Here is a 20,444-nt window from a genome sequence, read left to right on the forward strand (position 1 = left end):
CGCTCTCGATCGTGGTATCGGCGGACCGGTCATCCCGGCATCGGCGTACCTGATGAAGTCTCCGCCCAAGCAGCTGGCCGACGACATCGCCCGCACCCAGCTCGAGGAATTCATCATCGGCTGAGTAGTTTGGCGACGCCTGCGGCATTGCGTGTTCGCGGCCCCCTTGGTCTCGCGTCCGAGCAGTCGAGACTCGCGCCTTCGGCGCATGCGCTTCGACTACTCGGACGCGAGACGGGCCGCGAACTCTAGGGCTCGGTCTCGCTTCGCTCGGAATACGTTGTCGTGCCTATTGAGGGCGGCGGTGGCGATGGGTCGTGACCTTGTGGACATGTTTGGCCAGTCGGATGTGGAGTTGCCGGGTATGGGCCTCGCTTCCGCGGTTTCGGCGGATGCGTTGTGTCCGCCTCGAGGGTGAGACGGGCTGCGAACTCTAGGGCTCGGTCTCGCTTCGCTCGGAAGACGGGCTCGTGGCGAGTGGGCCCTTTGGTAGGGATGGTCGCGATCTCGTGGTTGCGTCTGCGTCTGCGTCGTGTGTGGGTTGGCGGCGAATGATCGAGGGCCGGGCTATGGATATCCGTAGCCCGGCCCTCTTTTGCTTTCCGTACTCAATCCAGTGAGACGTATACCTCTACCGAGGTCGGGCCGGTGTAGCGCTCGATCTCGGCGGTGTGCGATCGGGTGATGGTTCCTGCGTTCTCGGCCTTGCGGACCTGGGCCCACGCGGTGCGCAGCAGGTCGTAGGGCTTATCGGAGACTACGAACTTCGCGTAGCGGCCCTTGGGCACGCGGGTCACCACGTCACCCGCGTCCATTTGCTCCATCGTGGCGACCTCGTAACCGAGCACGGCCACCGCGTGATCGTTCTGGCCGATATAGGCCGCGACGCGCGACACGTTCTTCTCCCGTGCCAGATATCGGTCCCAGGTGAAGTTCACCAGGTCCAGGTCGCGTGCCGAGACCTCGCGCCCGGTCAGCGGCACGGTGAGCCCGGCGACCAGGCTTTCATCCAATGTGACTATCTCGAAGTCCACAGCTCGTCCCTACTCGTCGACCTGATCGTCTGCCAGTGCCACGAAGACTTCGACCGTCCGCGCGTCCGGATAGTGCTCCGAATCGCCGGTGTAGGAACGCACGAACCGACCGGCGGCCTCCGCGTCCCACACCGCGCGCCAGATCGACACGATCGTGTCCCCGAGGTCGTCACCGCTCGCCGTGAATCGGGCGAACCTGCCCGCAGGCACCCGCGCGAGCACATCACCGGGCAGTAGGTCGGCGAGGGTCCGGCAGCGGTAGCCGACGATGTGGGTCAGATACGAATTGATCTCGGGCGCATGGTCGACATACGCGGTCGTCGGCGGCCCGGGCAGCGAGCGAGCCAGATTGCGCTTCCACGCCTCTTCGACCCTCGTGCGGCGCGGTCCTTCGACCGCGAGCGCCGGGCTGCGAAGTACTGTTCCCGCCACCAGCGTCTCGGGACGGTCAACGACATTGAAATCCACCGGCGTAGCCCCTATGTCTAGTCTTTCGTCGTCGCTCGAGCGCATATCCTTCCGCATCGTTCCCGCGGCATCGGCGTCGGCCCAGTTCCGTTCCGGGTCGTCGCCCTCGCTTTCGCTCTCACTCTGGCAAACGATGCTGCCACGTCATCCGTTCCCGATGGGATCTGGGCGCATATTCGACATCATCCCGGTACCGGGATGCTCAATCCTGGGAAAATCTCGACCTGCTTGGGTTCCTGCGGCGCGGGTGGAAACTCGATGACGGGCCCCTGCGGCGGTGCCTTCGGCGGATTCAGGATGTCGTAGCTACCGCCGGAGGGCTTGCTCGGCTCTTGGCCGCCCGCCGAGGGGAACTGCTCGACAGGGGTGTCGTCGAGCGCGCCGTCCATCATCTGTTTCCAGACGTCGGCGGGCAGCCCGGAGCCGTAGATGTCGCCGCCTCGTGCCGTCCGGATCGGTTCGGACTGTGCGGTGCCGATCCACACCGCTGTCGACAGCGACGGGGTGAAGCCGATCGTCCACGCGTCCTTGTTCGACTGCGTGTCGTTGAGCTGGGTGGTGCCGGTCTTGATGGCCGATGGGCGGCCACCGGCCAGATTGTGGCCGTTCGAATAGGCCGCGATCGGCGTCATCGCCTGGGTGGTGTTCTCGGCGATCGTGCGCGGGATGCGCTGCTGTCCGGGCGGCTGCTGCTTGCCGACCTGCTGGTCGGGAGCGCCGCGATCGAGCAGCACCCTGCCGTCGCCGGCCACCACCCGCTGCACGAAATACGGCGGGTGATAGACGCCGGAATTGGCGATCGTCGCATACGCCGACGCCATATCGATCGGGCGAACCAAATACTGCCCCAACACGATTCCATTCAGCGGCGGCCCGCCGTCCTCGGTGAGCGACTTGCCCGCCACGCCGGGGATCTCCTCCGGGATGCCCGCCTGATGGGCCGCGTCCGCGATGGCTTTCGGTCCGTCGAACATCATCATCGTCAGCCGGTAGAAGCTGGTGTTCAGCGAGCGCTTCAATGCCTCGGCCATGGTGCACCGTCCGCAAGACTCGCCGTCGACATTGGTGATCTTGACGCCGCGATCGGTCACCGGGGAACTATCGAGCACGCGCGAGAGCGGGATGCTCTGCTGCTGTGCGGCAATCGCCGCGAACACCTTGAATGCCGACCCGGTCTGTAGTGGCGCGAGCGCGAAGTCGTAGCCGACGCCGTCATTGCCGCCGTAGTACGCGCGCACCGCCCCGGAGCGTGGGTCGATCGACACCACCGCACTGCGCAGCTCGGGCGGCTGCGGATCGAGCCGGTCGTGTACGGCGCCGAGCGCGGACTGCTGGGCCCGCGCGTCGATGGTGCTGGTGATCTGTAGCGCACCGGTATTCAGCTCGCGTTCGCCGATCCCGGAGGAGCGCAGCTCGCGCAATACCTGCGCGCGGATGAGGCCCTCCGGACCACGGGCCACGTTCTCGTCGGGGATCTGGGAAATCGGGACGATCTGCGGGAACACCGTCGCATCGCGGTCGCCCGGTGCGAGCACTCCCATCTCCACCATGCCGTCGAGCACGTACTTCCAGCGCGCTTTCAGCTCGGTGAGATGGGTCTCCGGATCCAGGATCGAGGGGGTGCGAACGACCGAGGCGAGCACCGCGCCCTCGGCCAGGGTCAGCCGCGGTACCGGCTTGTCGAAATAGGCCTTCGCCGCCGCCGCGACACCGTAGGCGCCGCGACCGTAGTAGATGGTGTTGAGGTAGGCGGCGAGGATGTCGTCCTTACTCCACTGCCGCGCCATCTTCGCCGCGATGACCAGCTCGCGCATCTTCCTGTTGAGGGTGCGCTCGGAGCCGAGGAAGGCGTTCTTCACATACTGCTGGGTAATGGTGGAACCGCCGCCCGCGTCATCGCGCCCGAGCAGGTTGTCACGGGCGGCACGCAGGAATCCCGATGTCGAGTATCCGGGGTTGCTGTAGAAGTTGCGGTCTTCGGCCGACAGCACGGCGTCGCGCATCGATTTCGGCACGTCGCTCAGCGGAACCGGAGTCCGATTACCTTCGGGAGGAACAACTTTGGCGATGACAGTGGTGCCGTCCGTAGCGAGGATGGTGGCGATCTGGTTGGTCTGAACCGAGGTCGGATCGGGAATCTCCGCGCTCCAGTAGACAAGCACACAGAGCACCGACGGCACCGCGACAAAGATGATGAACAGTGCGAGCAGCAGCCGCCGGAAGCGTTCGCCGCGGGTGCGTTGCGGCCGATCGGCCGGTGCGGAAACCGGCTTGTTCGGCGTGCGGCGAGATTTCTCGGGCCGAGCGGACCGGGTGTGGGAGGGGGTGGTCTTGCGCTCTTTCCATCCGGCGACGGAGGCATAGGGCACGGCCGCCCGTTTGCCTCGTGCGCGCCGGAGATTACCGCGTTTTCGCCGCTTGCCGAACGAGCTCACGAGCATCTCCTCCCGGAGCGTCGGTAAAACTCACCTGCACGGACAACGATAGGAAACCGGGATGTTATCACCGCCATCCGGGCGAAGACTTGGATATGGGCGTAGCTCAGGCGACCCGGATATGGGCGTAGCCCCGGCTTCGGCCGAGGCTACGCGAAGACCGATCGTGGATCAGCTCTTGACGCCACCCGCGGTGAGGCCGGAGATGATGCGACGCTGGAAAAGTAGCACCATGATGACGAGCGGGATGGTGACCATCGTGCCCGCGGCCATGATTGCGGCATAGGGCTGCACGAGGGGATTGTTGCCGGAGAAGCGCGCGATCGCGACGGTCACCGGTTCGGTTTTATCGCTGGAAAGCAGTCGCGCCAAAAGGTATTCGTTGACCGAGGCGATGAACGCGAGGATGGCGGTTGTGAAAACCGCCGGCGCGGCCAGCGGCAGCATCACCAGTCGGAACGCCTGAAACTTCGTCGCTCCGTCGATGCGCGCCGCTTCCTCGAGCTCCCACGGCAGCTCCGAAAAGAACGACGCGAGGATGTAGACGGTCATCGGCAGCACAAACGAAATGTTCGGGATGATCATCGCCTGGTACTCGCCGATCCAGCCCAGGTTGGTGAACAGCTGGAACAGCGGCGTGACCAGCACGACCACTGGGAACATCGAGGCGCTCAGGATCAGCCCTGACACCAGGTACTTGCCCTTGAAGGTGAGCCTGGCCAGCGCGTAGGCGGCCATGACGCCGAGCACGAGTGCGAACACGGTGGTGGCGGCGCCGATGACCAGGCTGTTGATCAGTGCCTTGCCGAAGTCGTTGCCGCGGCTGGTGTCGAAGGCGTTGCGGAAGTTCTCGAACGTGACGTGGGTCGGCCACGGAGTGTTGTCGAAGGTGTATTCCGGGTCGCGTAACGCCGTGACGGCCATCCAATAGAACGGGCCGAGTCCCCACAGCAGCACGATCAGCGCGCCAAGATACAGCCGTACCGAACCGAGCCGCTTGGTCCACGAGATCGTGGGCGTCGTGGTGGCCATCAGTGCGCCTCCCGCTGTTCTTCTTGGGTCCGAACGGCATTGGCGCCGAGGACTTTCACCAACAAGAACGCCACCGCGAAGATGAGCAGGAAGGTGATCGTCGACAACGCGGCCGCGCTGTTCGGGCCTTGTCGGACCTGTTCGACCACCAGTGCCGAAATCGGGCGCGTGGCCGGGTTGCCGAGCGTCATGATCGCGGGCAGGTCGTAGAGGCGAAGCCCGTCCATGGTGCGGAACAGCACCGCGACCAGCAACGCGGGCTTGAGCAGCGGCAGCGTGATCTGGGTGAAACGTTGCCACGCCGAAGCGCCGTCGACCTTGGCGGCCTCGTAGACATCGGCCGGGATCACCTGGAGCCCGGCAAGCAGCAGCAACGCCATGAACGGTGTGGTCTTCCACACGTCGGCGGCGATCACCGCGAACCGTGCGGGCCACGCCTCGGAGGTCCACAGGATGTGGGTGCCGAGCAACCTGTTCACCACACCGTCGTACTGGAACATGAACTCCCACAGACGCGCGGTCACCGCGGTCGGGATCGCCCACGGAACGAGCACCGCGGCGCGCAGCAGGGCCCTGCCACGGAAGGTCTTGCCCATCACCATGGCCATGCCGAGGCCGAGAGTCGCTTCGATGGTCACGGTGACCACCGTGAAGAACAGCGTCACACCGATGGCGAGCCAGAACTGCGAGCCGAGGTTGCCGGTCGGGCACGACACCGTCTCGCCGCCGGCCTGACACTGCTGGAACAACCAGTGCGTGTAGTTCGAGAACCCGGCGCTGCCGCCTTCGACGAACATGCCGGTCGCAGGGTCGAGCCCGGCGTCCTTCTGGAACGACATGTAGATCGCCCGGAATACCGGATAGCCGACGACAACGGCGAGCGTTATCAGTACCGGCGTGACGAACAGCCACGCTTTACCGGAACTTCGAAGTTGCAAGGCCAATGTTCCACCGAACCCGCGTTCGGGCGGCAGATCGCCGCTCGTCACGCGGGTGGTCGTTCCCGAAGGATCCGACACCGTCTCTCTCTCCTACAAGGTGGGCAGGGCTGATTCGCAGCTGCTACGAACCGGCCGTCTCGATGCCCTTTTGCATACCGGTAATCGCGTCGTCGACAGACTTGTTCCCGTTCAGCGCGGCATAGGCGTTGTCCTGGATGGCCTTCGACACCGCGGGATAGAAGGGAGTCACCGGGCGCGGCACTGCGCTGGCGATCGAATCCTTGAGTGCGGGCAGGTACGGCATCTTCGCGATCAGCGCCGGATCGTCGTACATGGACGCGCGCACCGACGGCAGCGCGCCCGCGGCGACGATGTGCTGGGCGTCCTCGCTGATCAGGAAGCGAAGGAAGTCGAGTGAGGTGGCCTTGTTCTTGGAGAACGCGCTGATGGCCGCGTTGTAGCCGCCGAGGGTCGAGGCGCCGACGCCGTTTTCCCCCGGCAGCGGCGCGACCGCGAACTTGTCCTTCACGGCCGAGGATTCGGAACCGGCGTCACCGTAGGTCGAGGGCCAGCTGCGCAGGAACATCAACTTGCCCTGGTTGAAGGCGGCGCCGCTCTCGGGCTCCTTGAAAGTGATGGCTTCCTTGGGGATATCGCCGTTCTTGTACGCGTCGACCAGCTGCTTCAGCCCGGCACGGGCCTGCGGGGTGTTCACCGTCGGCGTCTTGCCGTCGGCGCCGACGAAGGTACCGCCGAACGCGTTGATCACCTCGGCGGAGTTCACCGTCAGACCCTCGTACGGTGCCAACTGGCCCGCGTAGCAACCGATGTTGTTCTGCTTGGCGATCGGGCACTGCGCCAGCATTTCGGTCCAGGTCTTCGGCGGGGTGGGCACCAGGTCCTTGCGGTAGAACAGCAGGCCGCCGTTGGTGTTCCGGGGCGCCGCGTACAGGACGTTGTTATAGGTGGCGCTGGCGACCGGCGGCGAGAGCAGCGCGGAGGTGTCGATGGCGAAGGAGTCCTTCAGCGGCTGGATCCAGCCCTTCGCGGCGAACTCGGCGGTCCACGGCACGTCCATCGCGAAGACGTCGTAGCTGGCCTGCTTGGAGCGCATGTGCTCGACGAGGTCGTCGTACTGCTGCGAGGCGTCGTTCGACTGCTCCTTGAACGTCACCTGCTCGTCGGGATGCGAGGCGTTCCAGCGCTCGATCAGCTGCTTGACCGCACCGGTCTCGGTGGTGTCCTTGCCTTCGACGTAGGTGATCGGGCCGCGCCCATCGAGGTTCTGGCCGGTCGGATTGCCGCCGCTGTCGCTGGAGCACGCGGCAGTGAACGTCGCCGTCAGCAGCGCCACGGAGGCAGCAGCCAGCGCCGCTCGGGGCATGAGCGACGTCCGTAGGGACGAAACGTTCTTCAAAGCCATCGCGAACACTCCAAAGGTCGAGACGTGAGCAGCAGCACAACGCAAGATACATGGTGTTCATGTGACACGCCGGATTACGTCTACCGTTTGTCCAGTTCTGCTGTTGTCGAGTATGCGTTCGCCCGAGTGCAGGTCCGCGGTCGTAGCACGGTTGGAATCGCCCATTAGGCTTGTGGCGATGACTTCGCCGAACGCGGTTCCCGACCGAATGCTCACGCGGATCGGTGGGCTGCTGCGCAAGGCCGAATCCACCGACAACGAACACGAGGCCGAGGCGTTCCTGGCCGCGGCCCAACGGCTGGCGACCAAATCCTCGATCGACCTGACGGTGGCTCGGTCGCACGTCGCGGGGCGTGAACGCAGGCCGACGCCGATGCAGCGGATCATCCCGATCGGTGAGCCCGGCAAAAAGGGGCTGCGCACCTACGTGCAACTCTTCGTCGCGATCGCGGCCGCCAACGACGTGCGCTGTGATGTTGCACGCACCTCGACCCAGGTCTATGCCTATGGCTTCGATTCCGACATTGATACCTGTGCGGCCCTGTACTCCAGCCTGGTCGTGCAGATGGTGCGTGCCGCGGATCTGTACATCAAATCCGGACAGTATCGAACCGCGACGGTAGAGAAGATTGTCACCGAAAAACGTTGGGGGCGACAGGTTCAGCGCCGAGTGCAGGCCCCCGTCGCCGCGGTGACGGCGCGGCTGAACTTTCAGATGGCCTTCGCCGCGCGGATCGGGCGCAGGCTCGCCTCGGTGAAGGCGGAGGTCGTGGCGGAGGTCGTGCCGGACGCCGCGGCCGCGGGCACCGTGTTGGCCCTGCGCGATAAGGAGATCGAGCTCACCGATTTCTATTCGCACACCTCCGAGGCGCGCGGCACCTGGCGTGGCCCACAAACCTCCGCCGGTCACTCGGCGGCGGCGCGCCGCGCGGGTGACCGGGCCGGGCGGGCGGCCCGGCTGGGCGCCTCGCCTGAACTCGACGCCGCCCGAGGGCAACTGGCCCGAGGCGACGGCGCGTCGTAGTGAGCCCGCGAGACAGCCAGCGCGCCAAGGTGTATGACGCCGAGCAGCTGGTACGCGGGGTGTTCGACAGGGCGGACGAACACGGCAATCGCACGGTGGAGCTCTACGGATCGCATCTCACCCTGCCGATCGAGCGCCGCTTCGCCTCTGTCGATTCGGTGCAGACCTACGCGGACAAGGTGCTCGGACTCAATTGGGTTCGTACGCAATGGGGTCGGGCTGTGGTGCCGGTGCGCGTCCGGTCACGGGCCGGAACCGCCGCCGCGCACTATGAAGTCGAAGACGCGGTCCTCGCGGTGCCGCTACACGTCAGCGGTACCGCGTGGGCGCTGCGTGAACTCGTCGTATTGCACGAACTCACCCACCATCTGGAACCCGCGCCCGCGGACGTCGCGTCCCATGGCCCGGAATTCTGTGGTCGCTATCTGGATCTGGTCGACGGTGTCATCGGGCCGGAAGCGGCGCTGGTGTTGCGAGCGACCATGGTGGGTTGTGGTGTGCGGCTCGGATCGGGCTGACGCGCCGACTCAGCGCAGCAGTTTCCTTACTCGGTCGAAGCGGTTGTTCCACCACGTGATTCGGTCCGGATCGGGATGACGGTAGCGTTCGAGCAGTGCGAGGTCCGGTTCGGGCGGGGTGCGCGGTACGGCAAGGTACCCGTCGACCTGGCGCAGTGATTCGGTGACCACATCGCCCTCGAACAGCGAAATCGTGCCGAGCCCGCAGGCGAAGTCGAGCTCGGGCAGCGCACCGGCGAGAGCGAGTTGGGCGGCGAGGCCGACGCTGGTTTCCAAGGCGGAGGACACCACGCACGGCAGGCCCGCGGCCGCGGCGACCCGCATCGCGCGCCGGACACCACCGAGCGGGGTGCACTTGAGTACCGCGATGTCGGCGGCACCGGCGACCGCGACCCGCAGTGGATCCTCGGCCCGGCGGATGGATTCGTCGGCGGCGATGCGCACATCGACCTTTCGCCGCACCGCCGCGAGTTCCTCGATGGTCCGGCACGGCTGTTCGACGTACTCCAAACCGCCTGCCGCCCGGTCGATCCTGGCGATATGGGCGATCGCGGTATCCACATCCCATACCGCGTTGGCGTCCACCCGGATCGCGCCGCCGGGCCCGAGCGCGGCACGCACCGCCGCCACGCGCGCGAGGTCCTCGTCGAGCGATTCCGGATGGTCGGCGATCTTCACCTTGGCCGTTCGGCACCCGGACCGGGCGACGATGTCGTGCGCGCGCTCGGGATCGACCGCAGGCACGGTGCAATTGATCGGGATCAGTTCACGCACCGGTTCCGGCCAGCCGGTCGTCACCTGTTCTATCGCGGTGGCCAGCCAGCCTGCCGCTTCCCGATCGTCGTACTCGGGGAAGGGACAGAACTCACCCCAGCCCAGTGGCCCACGCACCAGCATCCCCTCACGCACCGTGATACCGCGGAAGCGGTTCCGCAGCGGAACCGCGTACACGACGGTCTCGGTGATGGGGTCGGTGTCGGTGCTGATCACCACCGACACCTTACGGACGGGGCCGAACAGAGGTCAGCGGAAGTCGGCGATGTGGTCGGCCACCCACTGCGCGTACGTCCGCGCGGGTACGCCGGTAACCGACTCCGAGGTGGGGCCGACTCGCATCGGCTCGGTCCCGAGCTCGGACCACGCGTCGAGCACCGGCTTGTACAGGAACTCGGCGGCCTGCTCGTAGGTCAGTTCCGCCAGTTCCACCGGTTCGCCGATGGTCGCCGCGATGAGCTCGACCATGCTGCGCTGGGACAGCGATTCGGGGCCGGTCAGCGGATAGATCTTGCCCGCATGTCCCTGCTCGGTGAGCGCGGCGACGGCCGCGGCCGCGATGTCGGCCTCGTGGATGGGGTTCATGTGAATATCGGGAAAGGGCACGCGCGCAACCCGTTCCGACTTGATCGCGGGCGCCCACGCGCGGGAGTTGGTCGCGAACGCGCCGGGCCGCAGCACGGTCAGCGGCAGGCCGGAGTCCTGGAGCGGCCGCTCGACGGCGAGATGGCTTGCGCCGATCGGATTGTCGTCGCTTTCGGCTGCGATCGATGACAGCAGCGCGACATGCGCGACCTCCTGTGCGGCGTCGACAAAGTTCTCGATGCCTGCGCGCGTCGCGTAGAGGAAGACCCGGTCGACGCCGTCGAGTGCGGCGGCCACGGAGGCGGGGTCGGTCATGTCGAGGCCGACCAGCTCGACACCTTCGGGCACGGTGATCGCGGTCGGATCGGAACTGGCCGCCCGCACCGACTTTCCCGCGGCGAGCAGCTGATCGATGACGGAGCGGCCGACGCTGCCGCGAGCTCCGGTGACGAGGTAGGTCATTGGGGGTCTCCTTCGAAATGTGGTTCGGTGAGATGGGCGAGGATGCGGCGCAATTGCTCACCGTAGAGCTGCTCGAATTCCGTTGTCTGCGGATCGATCCAGAATTCAGACATATGGATGATTCAGCGGGTGGCCCGGAACGCACTGTGCGCGTCATGCTGGAGATATGGCGTGGGATCGAGGGCACCGGTCGCTGGATCTCGTGCGTGCCGTGATCGGTTCGTCGATCAGCGTCGGATTCGCCTATGTGATCGCCTGTTTCGTGCCGCTGTACGAACTCGCGGCCGACGAGCGTGACACGAATCGGCTACCGGTGGCGTATGTGGTCGCCTGGGCGGGGATCGTAATGTCGTTGGCCTACACGGTGATCCTGCTGTCGCAAGCGGTGTGGACGCGCAGGTCTATCGGCTGGACGCCGCTCGTCGCGGTGCCGCTGCTGATCGGATCGTGGGTCGCCGGTTTCCTGGTCGCGATCGTTGTCTCTGGCTGAACACGCGCAGGCGTGAATGCCCGCCGCACCGAGTGGATGCGGCGGGCGCGGTGTTCTCCGACGGGGGCCGTCAGATATCGAAGCGTTCGATATCTAGAGCCGCTCGAGGATGGTGGCGTTGGCCAGACCGCCTGCCTCGCACATGGTTTGCAGGCCGTAGCGAGCGCCACGGTCCTGCATGGCGTGGACCAGAGTGGTCATCAGCCGGGCGCCGGAAGCGCCGAGCGGGTGGCCGATGGCGATGGCGCCGCCATTGACGTTCACCTTGCTCAGGTCCGCGCCCGTATCATGCGCCCAGGCCAGGACCACGGGTGAGAACGCCTCGTTGATCTCGATCAGATCCATATCGGAGAGCTGGAGACCAGCACGCTGCAACACCTTTCGGGTGGCCGGGATTACCGCGGTGAGCATGAGCAACGGATCATCACCCGCGACGGCGAAGCTGTGCAGCCGCGCCAGCGGGGTAAGGCCGAGCTCACGTGCGCGTTCGCTCGTCATGATCAGCACCGCCGCGCTGCCGTCGCTGACCTGGCTCGCGGTCGCCGCGGTGATCTCCCAGCCGATCTGCGGGAAGCGGGCCGCCATGGCCTCGTCGTAGTAGGCGGGACGCAGCTTGCCGAGGGTCTCCACGGTACTGCCGACGCGGATGCCCTCGTCGGTGCTCAGTCCGTTGATCGGTGCCAGTTCCCTGGTGAACAGGCCGTTCTTCGTGGCGAGTGCGGCCTTTTCGTGGCTGGCGAGCGCGAACTCGTCCAGCTGGGTGCGGGTCAGTCCCCATTCGGCCGCGATCAGCTCGGCGCTGATGCCCTGGGGGACAAGGCCATCGGGATAGCGCGCGGCGAAACCGACACCGGATAGATCTTCGGATCCCATCAGGTTAGCGCCCATGGGAATTCGACCCATCGATTCCACACCCGCGGCGACCACGATGTCGTAGGCCCCCGCGATGACGCCCTGTGCGGCGAAGTGAATGGCCTGCTGGCTGCTGCCGCATTGCCGATCGACTGTGGTCGCGGGCACCGACTCCGGATATCCCGCCGCCAGCGCGGCGCGCCGGGTCATATTGGCGCCCTGTTCGCCGACCTGGGTGACGATGCCGCCGATCACGTCGTCGATGAGCACCGGATCGATGCCGCTGCGCGCCACCACTTCGCGCAGGCTGTGCGCGAGCAGATCCACTGCGTTCACGTTGTGCAGCGCCCCGTTCGGCTTGCCCTTGCCGATCGGTGTACGTACCGCCTCGACGATCACTGCGTCTCTCATGGTGGTTCCCTTCGGACCGCGAGCGGGGCTTCTTCGCCTGGCTCTATTGTCTTATAGTCAGAATAACGCCTGGGTATAGTCGACTCAAGTCAGATATGGCTATGATGTTCGTCATGGCAGCCGTAATGGAAGGACCGTTGGCCGATCTGAGCGCGTGGAAACCCGAGGAGTGCTCGATCGCCAAGGCGATGGATCTCATCGGCACCCGCTCGGCCGTCCTGATCCTGCGCGAGGCCTACTACGGCACCCGACGCTTCGACGGTTTCGCCGCACGGGTCGGCATCACCGATGCGGCGGCGGCCGGTCAACTCCGGAAACTCACCGAGGCGGGTCTGCTGGCCAAGCAGCCCTATCGAGAAGAGGGCAGCCGCACCCGCCACGAGTACGTGTTGACCGACATGGGCCGCGACCTGCTCCCCGCGGTACTCGCGCTCATGCAATGGGGTGACACATACCTACAGCCCGGCCCAGCGCCCCTGCTGCTGGTCGAGGAGTCGAGCGGAGCTCCGGTCCGCGTCCGGGTCAGCAGCGATGCGGGCAACGAGATCGCACTCGAGGAGCTCGGCATTCGGCTCAATCCGGACTACGCGCGGACAATTCGAAATCGTTCGGACTCCGAACGCCAAAAGTCCCGCCCTCATTCGTGATTCGAGGGCGGGACTTCCTGTTCGGTACCGCTCAGCTGAGGCGGCGGCCGTCCGAGGTGGAGAAGAAATAGGTGTGCTCGGCGGAGGTGGACAACCGCAACCGGTCACCCTTCTTCGGCGGGTTGCGCCAATCCGCGCGCGCCACAATGGTTTCCGCATGATCGCCGTCCACGGCGCGGCCGTAGACGTAGGCGTCGGAGCCGAGCTCCTCCACCACGTCGATCTCCAGCTCGATCCCGGTGCTTCCGCCGAGGTCGAAGTGTTCCGGGCGGATACCGACGACCACCGAGCCCTCGGCCGCGTCGGCGACCGAGCGCGGCACCGGCAGCGGGTGCCCGCCGAGGGAAACCTCGCCGTCGGCGACCGGCAGCGTGAACAGGTTCATGGCGGGTGAGCCCATGAAGCCAGCGACGAAGACGTTCGCCGGCTCCCGGTACAGGTCGCGCGGTGTGGCGCACTGCTGCAACAGGCCGTCCTTGAGCACCGCGACCCGGTCGCCCATCGTCATCGCCTCGACCTGGTCATGGGTGACGTACACGGTGGTGGTGCCGAGGCGGCGCTGCAACTGCGCGATCTGGGTGCGGGTCTGCACCCGCAGCTTCGCGTCCAGGTTAGACAGCGGCTCGTCCATCAGGAACACCTGCGGCTGGCGCACGATCGCCCTACCCATCGCGACGCGCTGGCGCTGACCACCGGAAAGCGCCTTCGGCTTGCGATCGAGATACGGCTCGAGGTCGAGCAGCTTCGCCGCCTCCAGCACCCGCTTTTCCTTGTCCGCCTTGGCGACCTTGGCGAGCTTGAGCGCGAAGCCCATATTCTCGGCGACGGTCATATGCGGGTACAGCGCGTAGTTCTGGAACACCATCGCGATATCGCGTTCCTTGGGCTCCGCGTGCGTGACGTCGTTGGCTCCGATCAGGATGCGCCCGCCATCGACCTCTTCGAGTCCGGCGAGCATCCGCAACGATGTCGACTTGCCACAGCCGGAAGGGCCGACAAGGACGAGGAATTCCCCGTCCGCGATCTCGAGATTCAGTGCGTCGACGGCAGGTTTGGTGCCGCCGGGATAGAGCCGAGTAGCGCTTTCGAAGGTCACCGTAGCCACGGCAATCACTTCCCTTCACGGGTTGGAACACGTGAAGCGGTGCGATTTCGCAACAGCGGGGTGGTCATGGAGTCGAAGGCTACCGCTCCTGCTCGCGCATGACGGAAGTAGTTCATGTTGTCCTCTCACCGGCAGGAACGTGCCGGACGATCCGAGTAAGGGGTTGAGCGGCGATATTACTGGATCTGCTCGATTTGTGCTCGAAATGCTCGAGTTCGCGCGCACGCCGGGCTATGTGCTGGATGTAGGCAGCAACCCGTGCCGGCGCTGTCATCCACAGAGACAGCGCCGGCACGGCCGCACGCTGCGACAGCCTTGTCACATGCGCCGCGAAACCATCGCCTGGTGTTTCTTCGTCGACAACGTTCCGCGCAGCGGTGATCAGACGGGGAACTCGACTCCGGTCAATTGCTCCGACACCGACCACAAACGTTGTTGAATCGTCGTGTCATGCGATCGTGGACTCGATTCGACGATTTTCGGGTAGCCGCGGGTCTCCAAGAATCCACCCGGCCCGTAGTACTGACCGCCGAGCACGTCGGGGTCGGTGGCCGCGCGAAGTATCGACAAGGCACCCATCGCTGGGCTCTGGGTAGCGATGGGTGCGATGACAGGCACCAGCGCCCGCAGCGCCGCAGGCATGTTGCGCATCAAGTCGGTGTTGGCAGCACCTGGGTGAGCCGCGACCGCGATCGTGTCGCCGGCGCCGGACAGGCGACGTTGCAGCTCGTAGGTGAACATCAGATTCGCCAGCTTGGACTGCCCGTACGCCGCCACCCGGTTGTAGGACCGTTCCCCCTGGAGATCGTCGAAGTCGATCCGCGCCCGGATCCGATGGCCGACGCTGCTGACCGTGACCACCCGCGAGCCCGGCACCGGCAGCATTCTGTCGAGCAACAGGCCGGTGAGCGCGAAGTGTCCCAAATGGTTCGTGCCGAATTGCAGCTCGAAGCCGTCGCTGGTGGTCTGCCTCGGCGTGTACATCACCCCGGCGTTGTTGACCAGCAGATCGATCGTCGAATATGCGGACCTGAGCTGTTCGGCGGCATTGCGTACGGATTCCAGCGAGGTCAGATCGAGCTGTTGAACAGTGGTGTCCGCGCCTGGGACAGCATCGGCTATACGGCCCGCGGCATGTTTACCCTTATCCATATCGCGCACCGCCAACACCACCGACGCGCCGCGCGCCGCGAGTGCGCGGGCGGTCTCGAAACCGAGTCCGCTGTTGGCGCCGGTGACGACCGCCAATCGGCCATTCTGGGCTGGTATATCTTGCTCCGTCCACCTGTTCGCCATATTTTCCTCCCAAGGATCGGTCGGTCCGTCGGTTCGTCCGACGAGCCCGGCGGGGTAAGACTGATAGTCACACCGTCGCGCTCGCGCCGCGGTTGCGCAAGGGGCGCTGCTCGGCGGATACGGTCATCAGAGCAATCTCGATTCCAGTTCGCGGCGATGGCATGCTCGCTGCAATCGGCCGGCCACACGACGATTCTCAGCCGACGATCAAGTTCCACTTCCCGAAGTGTCCGGGAGGGAAGTTCTGCAGATTGACGTAGTCACCGGCGGCGTCGAGCTCGCCGGATGCGCCGGCCCCTTGTAGCTGCTGATCAGAATTGCCGTTGTTGTAGAAGAAGAGCCGGTTGCCGTCGACGGGAACAACCTGGGTCCAGTGCCCGAATTGTCCGGGCGGAAAGTCCTTCAGGTTGATGTAGTCACCGGCAGCATTGATCTCACCAGACGCGGCCCAAGGTTCCAGGTACCCGTTGTAGAAGAAGAGCCGACCGCCACCGCCGGGCGCGATGCACCACCAGGGCCCAAAGTGCCCGGGCGGGAAGTCCTTCAGATTGATGTAGTCACTCGAGCCATCGATCTCACCCGTAGCAGCTGCCCTGCTCTGGACGTTGTAGAAGAAGAGTTTCCCGCCGCCGACGGGAACGATGTGGGTCCAATACCCGAATTGTCCGGACGGAAAGTCCCTCAGGTTGATGTAGTCACCGGTGGCATCGAGTCTCCCCACCGCACCGGCTCCCGTTTTCGCGGTGTAGAAGAAGAGCCGGCCGTCGCCGAGGGGCACGACCGCCCACTGCCCGAATTGGCCCGGCGGAAAGTCCTTCAGGTTGATGTAGTTGCCGGCAGCATCGATCTCGCCCGATGCGGACTGCGTACTCTGATAGTTGTGGAAAAACAGCCGCCGACCGTCGACGGAAACAATATGATGCCACTGCCCGAATTGACCGGCCGGATAATCCTTCAGATTTATATAGTTACCTGAGGCATCGAGTTTCCCTGTTGCGGCAGCTCCGGAGTAATTGTAGAAAAACATGACGATTCCTTTTTCGATGATGTATCGCCATTGTTGAATTTGGTGTGTTATGACAATGAACGGCGTCGACGAGAGCCTGGAATTCGCCCGTCGGTAGCAGGCCGGGTCTGGTGCGTTTCCATCATTTCCCTTCCTCGATCGCAGGACCTCATTCCCTGGCCGATCAGGCTACGCCAAGCATGGCAAATATGTAGCTAATCTGTGGACTCGGCTCTCGACCGGAAAATGGAGCTGGCGGGCGGATGGTGGTGGCTCGAACGTTGCGACGGACCGGACTACGAGCGAGCCCGGTGAACTCGTCGCCGGTAGCCTCGATCAGGGAGCAAAATCGAACGACAAGGAGCATGAATAATGACCCGACCAGTTCGTATCGGAGTTCAGCTACAGCCGCAGCACGCACCGGACTATGGACTCATCCGCGACGCCGTCCTCCGGTCGGAGGACGCGGGCGTCGACATTGTTTTCAACTGGGACCACTTCTACCCACTCACCGGTGATCCGGACGGTGCGCACTTCGAGTGTTGGACGATGCTCGGCGCGGTCGCCGAGCAGACCGAGCGGGTCGAGCTGGGTGCGTTGGTCACCGGCGGCGGCTACCGCAATCCGGACCTGCTCGCCGATATGGCACGCACCGTCGACCACATCAGCGAGGGGCGACTGATCCTCGGGATCGGCGGGGGCTGGTTCGAGAGGGACTACGACGAGTACGGCTACGAATTCGGCTCAGCGGGAACCCGGCTCGATCTCCTGAAGGAGAACATGGCCCGCATCGCTGCCCGCTTGAAGAAGCTGAACCCGCAGCCCGTTCGCGATATCCCGATCCTCATCGGGGGCGGTGGCGAGAAGAAGACGCTGCGGCTGGTCGCCGAGTACGCCGACATCTGGCACAGTTTCGCCGACCTCGACGTGCTCACCCATAAGAACAAGGTGCTCGCCGAGCATGCCGCGGCCGTCGGCACCGATGAGTCGCGCATCGAGCGTTCGGTGCAGTGGCCGGGTATCGAGAGCGCCCCCGCGTTCCTCGAAGCGGGCGTGACGTTGTTCACCATCGGCATCAGCGGCCCGAGCTATTCCCTGAGCGAGGTCGAGCGTGCGGTGCGCTGGCGTGACGAGGTCAACCCGGAGCCGGTCAGCGGGCTCGCCTGAGCGATTGCCGGGTAGGGAGATCCACGGCGGCACCGAGTTCGGATCACGGTGATCCGAACTCGGTAGCACGCGCTGACGCCGATAACGCCGGGCAAAGGGCGGCGCCTGGCCGCGGGTGTAACTGTGGAATTGCGTTCGTTCCGGTCTAGGGTCTGGACCATGGCTGGTCTGCCCGCTGTGCGGTCTCGTTCATTGATCGCGGTGCTGCTGCTCGCCGTCGGCCTCGCGGCGACGGCGTGTGGTTCCGGCGACGATTCGTCCGACCGCAACCAATGTTCACCGCCGGGTGTGAGTGCCGCGTCCGCGGCGCCGACGAACTTGGGGTCGGCGTCGGCTGCCGGAGAAGACCGCTACACCACGGCGAATACCGCCCCTCTCGGCTCGATCGACACCAGCAAGCTGCGCCTGAGTACGCCGGGCAAGCTCAGCGTCGGCACACTCTCGGACGCGCCGCCGAGCATCTGCTTGAACTCCTCCGGTACTTTCACCGGCTTCGACAATGAGCTGTTGCGTGCGATCGGCGCGAAACTCGGTCTGCAAGTGGAGTTCTCCGGTACCGAGTTCGCACCCCTGCTGTCACAGGTATCCGGCGGGCGCTTCGATGTCGGGTCGTCGAACATCACCACCACCGCGGAGCGCCGCGAGCGCGTCGGGTTCACCAACGGTTACGACTTCGGCTACTTCTCCCTTGTCGTCGCGAACGGCGGCGCCATCAAGGGCTTCTCGGACCTGGGGCGCGGCACCAGGATCGCCGTCGTCCAGGGCACCGTGCAAGACGATTACGTGGTCAATCAGCTGCACCTGGATCCGGTGAAGTTTCCGGACTACGCCACCGCGTACGCGAATTTGAAGTCCGGTCAGGTCGACGCGTGGGTCGCGCCGTCGGCGCAGGCCGAGGGGCAGGTGCAGCCGGGTGACGGAACCTCGATCATCCAGAACACCTTCAGCCTGGACAACTTCGTCGGCTATGCGGTCGCCAAGGAGAACCAGCCGCTCATCGACGCGCTCAACAGCGGTCTCGACGCGGTGATCGCCGACGGCACCTACGCGAAGCTCTACACCGATTGGGTGCCGAGGCAGCTGCCACCGGGCTGGAAGCCGGGCTCGAAGGCCGCACCCATGCCGCAGCTCCCGGATTTCGCCGCCATCGCGGCCGAGAAGCAACCGACCGACACCGCGCAGAGCGCGCCCAAATCGACGATGCAGCAGTTGAAGGACACATTTTTCGACTGGTCTTTGTACCGCAAGGCTTTTCCCGATCTGTTCAAGACCGGACTGCCGAATACGCTGATCCTGGCACTGGTTTCGGGTGTGCTCGGCACGGTGCTCGGCATGCTTCTCGCGGTCGCCGGGATTTCCAGAACCCGCTGGCTGCGCTGGCCCGCCCGGGTCTACACCGATATCTTCCGCGGCCTGCCAGCGGTGGTGATCATTCTGATCATCGGTCTCGGCATCGGCCCTGTGGTCCGCGGCGTCACCGGCAGCAACCCCTATTGGCTCGGCGCGATCGCGCTCGCCTTGCTTGCCTCGGCCTACATCGGTGAGATTTTCCGGTCCGGTATCCAGTCCGTGGAGCCGGGTCAGCTGGAAGCGGCCCGCGCTATCGGCTTCGGCTACCGCCAGTCGATGACACTGGTGGTGATACCGCAGGGCATCCGGCGGGTGCTGCCCGCGCTGATGAATCAGTTCATCGCGCTGATCAAGGATTCCTCGCTGATCTACTTCCTCGGCCTGCTCGCCACGCAGCGGGAGCTGTTCGCCGTCGGCCGAGACCTCAACGCGCAGACCGGAAATCTCTCGCCGCTGGTCGCGGCGGGTCTGGTCTATCTGCTGCTGACCATCCCGCTCACCCACCTGGTCAACTACGTCGACCGCCGCATGCGCACCGGCGGGCCCGATCAACCCATCGATCAGGTCGAGGTGGCCACGATCACGGAAGGGCGCGGATAGATGAGTGCTTCCCTCACCGGTACCGGCCTGCATCTGACCCTCGGACGCAACCATGTGCTGCGCGGTATCAACGTCCACGTCGATGCGGGCAAGACCACCACCGTCATCGGCCCGTCCGGTTCCGGCAAGTCCACCCTGCTGCGCGTGCTCAACCGGCTGCACGAGCCGGACCAGGGTGATGTGCTGCTCGATGGGGCCTCGGTGCTGACCGAGGACCCCGACCTGTTGCGCCAGCGCATCGGCATGGTGTTCCAGCACTTCAACCTGTTCCCGCACAAGACGGTCGCCGACAATATCGCCCTCGGCCCGCGCAAGCTGCGCGGACTGTCCAAGGACCAGGCGAGGGCGCTGGCTATCGAGCAGCTGCAAATCGTCGGTCTTGCCGAAAAGGCCGATTCGCGTCCGGGGAACCTCTCGGGTGGTCAGCAGCAGCGGGTGGCGATCGCCCGCGCGCTCGCCATGAAGCCGGAGATCATGTTCTTCGACGAGGCCACATCGGCGCTGGACCCCGAACTGGTGAAGGGCATCCTCGCGGTGATGGCCGACCTGGCCTCCGGCGGCATGTCGATGATCGTGGTCACCCACGAAATGGGTTTCGCCCGCAGCGTCTCCGACAGCGTGATGTTCATGGACGCGGGGCAGGTCATCGAGATCGGGACCCCCCAGTCGGTGTTCGACGACCCGCAGACCCCACGCCTACAGCGTTTCCTCTCCGAGGTGCTCTAACCCCGAGGTTGTGACTTGTAGCACACCCTGAGCGAACTGTATAGATGCGCACCTGTTAATGTGTTCGGCGCTATCGGATCCACCTGTCCAGCCATATG

The 20,444-nt window shown here is 65.1% G+C and carries 19 protein-coding genes and 1 pseudogene; 8 read left to right on the forward strand and 12 right to left on the reverse strand.

The annotated features are described in order from the left end of the window. Positions 1 to 124: pseudogene (locus ACLMAJ_RS07790) on the forward strand (inositol-3-phosphate synthase); the annotation flags it as partial. A 484-nt stretch (positions 125 to 608) separates the two neighbouring features. Here ACLMAJ_RS07790 and ACLMAJ_RS07795 read toward each other — a convergent pair. From ACLMAJ_RS07795 to ACLMAJ_RS07820, 6 genes are all read right to left on the reverse strand, one after another. Further along, on the reverse strand, positions 609 to 1,034 hold the full coding sequence (locus tag ACLMAJ_RS07795) for a GyrI-like domain-containing protein (RefSeq protein WP_412012850.1): 426 nt from the start codon (positions 1,032 to 1,034) through the stop codon (positions 609 to 611). Between the two features lie 9 nt (positions 1,035 to 1,043). Next, the gene (locus ACLMAJ_RS07800) at positions 1,044 to 1,502 is read right to left on the reverse strand and encodes a GyrI-like domain-containing protein (protein WP_412012851.1); all 459 of its coding nucleotides are present in this window, start codon (positions 1,500 to 1,502) and stop codon (positions 1,044 to 1,046) included. A gap of 182 nt (positions 1,503 to 1,684) precedes the next feature. After that, positions 1,685 to 3,943 carry a transglycosylase domain-containing protein gene (locus ACLMAJ_RS07805; protein ID WP_412012852.1) on the reverse strand — a complete coding sequence of 753 codons (2,259 nt, stop codon included), beginning with the start codon at positions 3,941 to 3,943 and terminating at the stop codon, positions 1,685 to 1,687. 165 nt (positions 3,944 to 4,108) lie between these two features. Further along, on the reverse strand, positions 4,109 to 4,969 hold the full coding sequence (locus ACLMAJ_RS07810) for a carbohydrate ABC transporter permease (protein WP_412012853.1): 861 nt from the start codon (positions 4,967 to 4,969) through the stop codon (positions 4,109 to 4,111). Next, positions 4,969 to 5,988 (reverse strand): carbohydrate ABC transporter permease, encoded by a 1,020-nt coding sequence (locus tag ACLMAJ_RS07815; protein ID WP_412012854.1) that lies wholly within the window; start codon positions 5,986 to 5,988, stop codon positions 4,969 to 4,971. Before ACLMAJ_RS07815 ends, ACLMAJ_RS07810 begins: the two co-directional genes overlap by 1 nt. 43 nt (positions 5,989 to 6,031) lie before the next feature. Continuing rightward, entirely contained in the window at positions 6,032 to 7,333 is a 1,302-nt protein-coding gene (locus tag ACLMAJ_RS07820; RefSeq protein ID WP_412012855.1) for an ABC transporter substrate-binding protein, read from the reverse strand. Positions 7,334 to 7,511: 178 nt separating this feature from the next. Between ACLMAJ_RS07820 and ACLMAJ_RS07825 the strand changes: the two genes are divergently transcribed. Continuing rightward, positions 7,512 to 8,357, forward strand: coding sequence for a DUF2786 domain-containing protein (locus ACLMAJ_RS07825; protein WP_412012856.1), 846 nt, complete (start codon positions 7,512 to 7,514; stop codon positions 8,355 to 8,357). After that, entirely contained in the window at positions 8,357 to 8,875 is a 519-nt protein-coding gene (locus tag ACLMAJ_RS07830) for a TIGR04338 family metallohydrolase (protein WP_412012857.1), read from the forward strand. The genes ACLMAJ_RS07825 and ACLMAJ_RS07830 overlap by 1 nt, the downstream gene beginning before the upstream one ends. A 9-nt stretch (positions 8,876 to 8,884) precedes the next feature. Here ACLMAJ_RS07830 and ACLMAJ_RS07835 read toward each other — a convergent pair whose 3' ends face one another. Both ACLMAJ_RS07835 and ACLMAJ_RS07840 read right to left on the reverse strand, forming a co-directional pair. Further along, on the reverse strand, positions 8,885 to 9,865 hold the full coding sequence (locus tag ACLMAJ_RS07835) for an o-succinylbenzoate synthase (protein WP_412012858.1): 981 nt from the start codon (positions 9,863 to 9,865) through the stop codon (positions 8,885 to 8,887). Positions 9,866 to 9,898: 33 nt separating this feature from the next. After that, positions 9,899 to 10,696: an SDR family oxidoreductase gene (locus ACLMAJ_RS07840; protein WP_412012859.1), complete on the reverse strand. Its 798-nt coding sequence runs from the start codon at positions 10,694 to 10,696 to the stop codon at positions 9,899 to 9,901. Positions 10,697 to 10,862: 166 nt separating this feature from the next. Between ACLMAJ_RS07840 and ACLMAJ_RS07845 the strand changes: the two genes are divergently transcribed. Beyond that, on the forward strand, positions 10,863 to 11,186 hold the full coding sequence (locus ACLMAJ_RS07845) for a hypothetical protein (protein WP_412012860.1): 324 nt from the start codon (positions 10,863 to 10,865) through the stop codon (positions 11,184 to 11,186). Between the two features lie 93 nt (positions 11,187 to 11,279). On the opposite strand, the gene ACLMAJ_RS07850 is transcribed toward ACLMAJ_RS07845, so the two are convergent. Beyond that, on the reverse strand, positions 11,280 to 12,449 hold the full coding sequence (locus tag ACLMAJ_RS07850; RefSeq protein ID WP_412012861.1) for a thiolase family protein: 1,170 nt from the start codon (positions 12,447 to 12,449) through the stop codon (positions 11,280 to 11,282). A gap of 101 nt (positions 12,450 to 12,550) precedes the next feature. Here ACLMAJ_RS07850 and ACLMAJ_RS07855 point away from each other — a divergent pair, with 101 nt between their 5' ends. After that, positions 12,551 to 13,096 (forward strand): winged helix-turn-helix transcriptional regulator, encoded by a 546-nt coding sequence (locus tag ACLMAJ_RS07855; RefSeq protein WP_412012862.1) that lies wholly within the window; start codon positions 12,551 to 12,553, stop codon positions 13,094 to 13,096. 31 nt (positions 13,097 to 13,127) lie between these two features. On the opposite strand, the gene ACLMAJ_RS07860 is transcribed toward ACLMAJ_RS07855, so the two are convergent. The 3 genes from ACLMAJ_RS07860 to ACLMAJ_RS07870 form a co-directional block, all read right to left on the reverse strand. Beyond that, on the reverse strand, positions 13,128 to 14,201 hold the full coding sequence (locus ACLMAJ_RS07860; protein WP_412012863.1) for an ABC transporter ATP-binding protein: 1,074 nt from the start codon (positions 14,199 to 14,201) through the stop codon (positions 13,128 to 13,130). Positions 14,202 to 14,582: 381 nt separating this feature from the next. Beyond that, the gene (locus ACLMAJ_RS07865; protein ID WP_412012864.1) at positions 14,583 to 15,497 is read right to left on the reverse strand and encodes an SDR family NAD(P)-dependent oxidoreductase; all 915 of its coding nucleotides are present in this window, start codon (positions 15,495 to 15,497) and stop codon (positions 14,583 to 14,585) included. Positions 15,498 to 15,693: 196 nt separating this feature from the next. After that, positions 15,694 to 16,524, reverse strand: coding sequence for a hypothetical protein (locus tag ACLMAJ_RS07870; protein ID WP_412012865.1), 831 nt, complete (start codon positions 16,522 to 16,524; stop codon positions 15,694 to 15,696). 351 nt (positions 16,525 to 16,875) lie between these two features. Here ACLMAJ_RS07870 and ACLMAJ_RS07875 point away from each other — a divergent pair, with 351 nt between their 5' ends. The 3 genes from ACLMAJ_RS07875 (at position 16,876) to ACLMAJ_RS07885 (ending at position 20,346) form a co-directional block, all read left to right on the forward strand. After that, positions 16,876 to 17,670, forward strand: a complete 795-nt coding sequence (locus ACLMAJ_RS07875) for an LLM class F420-dependent oxidoreductase (protein WP_412012866.1) — start codon at positions 16,876 to 16,878, stop codon at positions 17,668 to 17,670. A 159-nt stretch (positions 17,671 to 17,829) separates the two neighbouring features. After that, complete coding sequence (locus ACLMAJ_RS07880; protein WP_412012867.1) at positions 17,830 to 19,620, forward strand: ABC transporter substrate-binding protein/permease; 1,791 nt, start codon at positions 17,830 to 17,832, stop codon at positions 19,618 to 19,620. Beyond that, entirely contained in the window at positions 19,621 to 20,346 is a 726-nt protein-coding gene (locus tag ACLMAJ_RS07885) for an amino acid ABC transporter ATP-binding protein (RefSeq protein WP_412012868.1), read from the forward strand. The last annotated feature ends 98 nt before the right edge of the window (positions 20,347 to 20,444 follow it).

Source organism: Nocardia arseniciresistens (assembly GCF_046764875.1).
Taxonomy (GTDB): domain Bacteria; phylum Actinomycetota; class Actinomycetes; order Mycobacteriales; family Mycobacteriaceae; genus Nocardia; species Nocardia arseniciresistens.

What these genes read in the sequence shown, in the direction of transcription:
- ACLMAJ_RS07805 (WP_412012852.1), bottom strand. Translation starts at nt 3,943, where the DNA reads ATGCTCGTGAGCTCGTTCGGCAAGCGGCGAAAACGCGGTAATCTCCGG.
- ACLMAJ_RS07810 (WP_412012853.1), bottom strand. Translation starts at nt 4,969, where the DNA reads ATGGCCACCACGACGCCCACGATCTCGTGGACCAAGCGGCTCGGTTCG.
- ACLMAJ_RS07820 (WP_412012855.1), bottom strand. Translation starts at nt 7,333, where the DNA reads ATGGCTTTGAAGAACGTTTCGTCCCTACGGACGTCGCTCATGCCCCGA.
- ACLMAJ_RS07825 (WP_412012856.1), top strand. Translation starts at nt 7,512, where the DNA reads ATGACTTCGCCGAACGCGGTTCCCGACCGAATGCTCACGCGGATCGGT.
- ACLMAJ_RS07840 (WP_412012859.1), bottom strand. Translation starts at nt 10,696, where the DNA reads ATGACCTACCTCGTCACCGGAGCTCGCGGCAGCGTCGGCCGCTCCGTC.
- ACLMAJ_RS07845 (WP_412012860.1), top strand. Translation starts at nt 10,863, where the DNA reads ATGGCGTGGGATCGAGGGCACCGGTCGCTGGATCTCGTGCGTGCCGTG.
- ACLMAJ_RS07850 (WP_412012861.1), bottom strand. Translation starts at nt 12,449, where the DNA reads ATGAGAGACGCAGTGATCGTCGAGGCGGTACGTACACCGATCGGCAAG.
- ACLMAJ_RS07855 (WP_412012862.1), top strand. Translation starts at nt 12,551, where the DNA reads ATGATGTTCGTCATGGCAGCCGTAATGGAAGGACCGTTGGCCGATCTG.
- ACLMAJ_RS07865 (WP_412012864.1), bottom strand. Translation starts at nt 15,497, where the DNA reads ATGGCGAACAGGTGGACGGAGCAAGATATACCAGCCCAGAATGGCCGA.
- ACLMAJ_RS07870 (WP_412012865.1), bottom strand. Translation starts at nt 16,524, where the DNA reads ATGTTTTTCTACAATTACTCCGGAGCTGCCGCAACAGGGAAACTCGAT.
- ACLMAJ_RS07875 (WP_412012866.1), top strand. Translation starts at nt 16,876, where the DNA reads ATGACCCGACCAGTTCGTATCGGAGTTCAGCTACAGCCGCAGCACGCA.
- ACLMAJ_RS07880 (WP_412012867.1), top strand. Translation starts at nt 17,830, where the DNA reads ATGGCTGGTCTGCCCGCTGTGCGGTCTCGTTCATTGATCGCGGTGCTG.
- ACLMAJ_RS07885 (WP_412012868.1), top strand. Translation starts at nt 19,621, where the DNA reads ATGAGTGCTTCCCTCACCGGTACCGGCCTGCATCTGACCCTCGGACGC.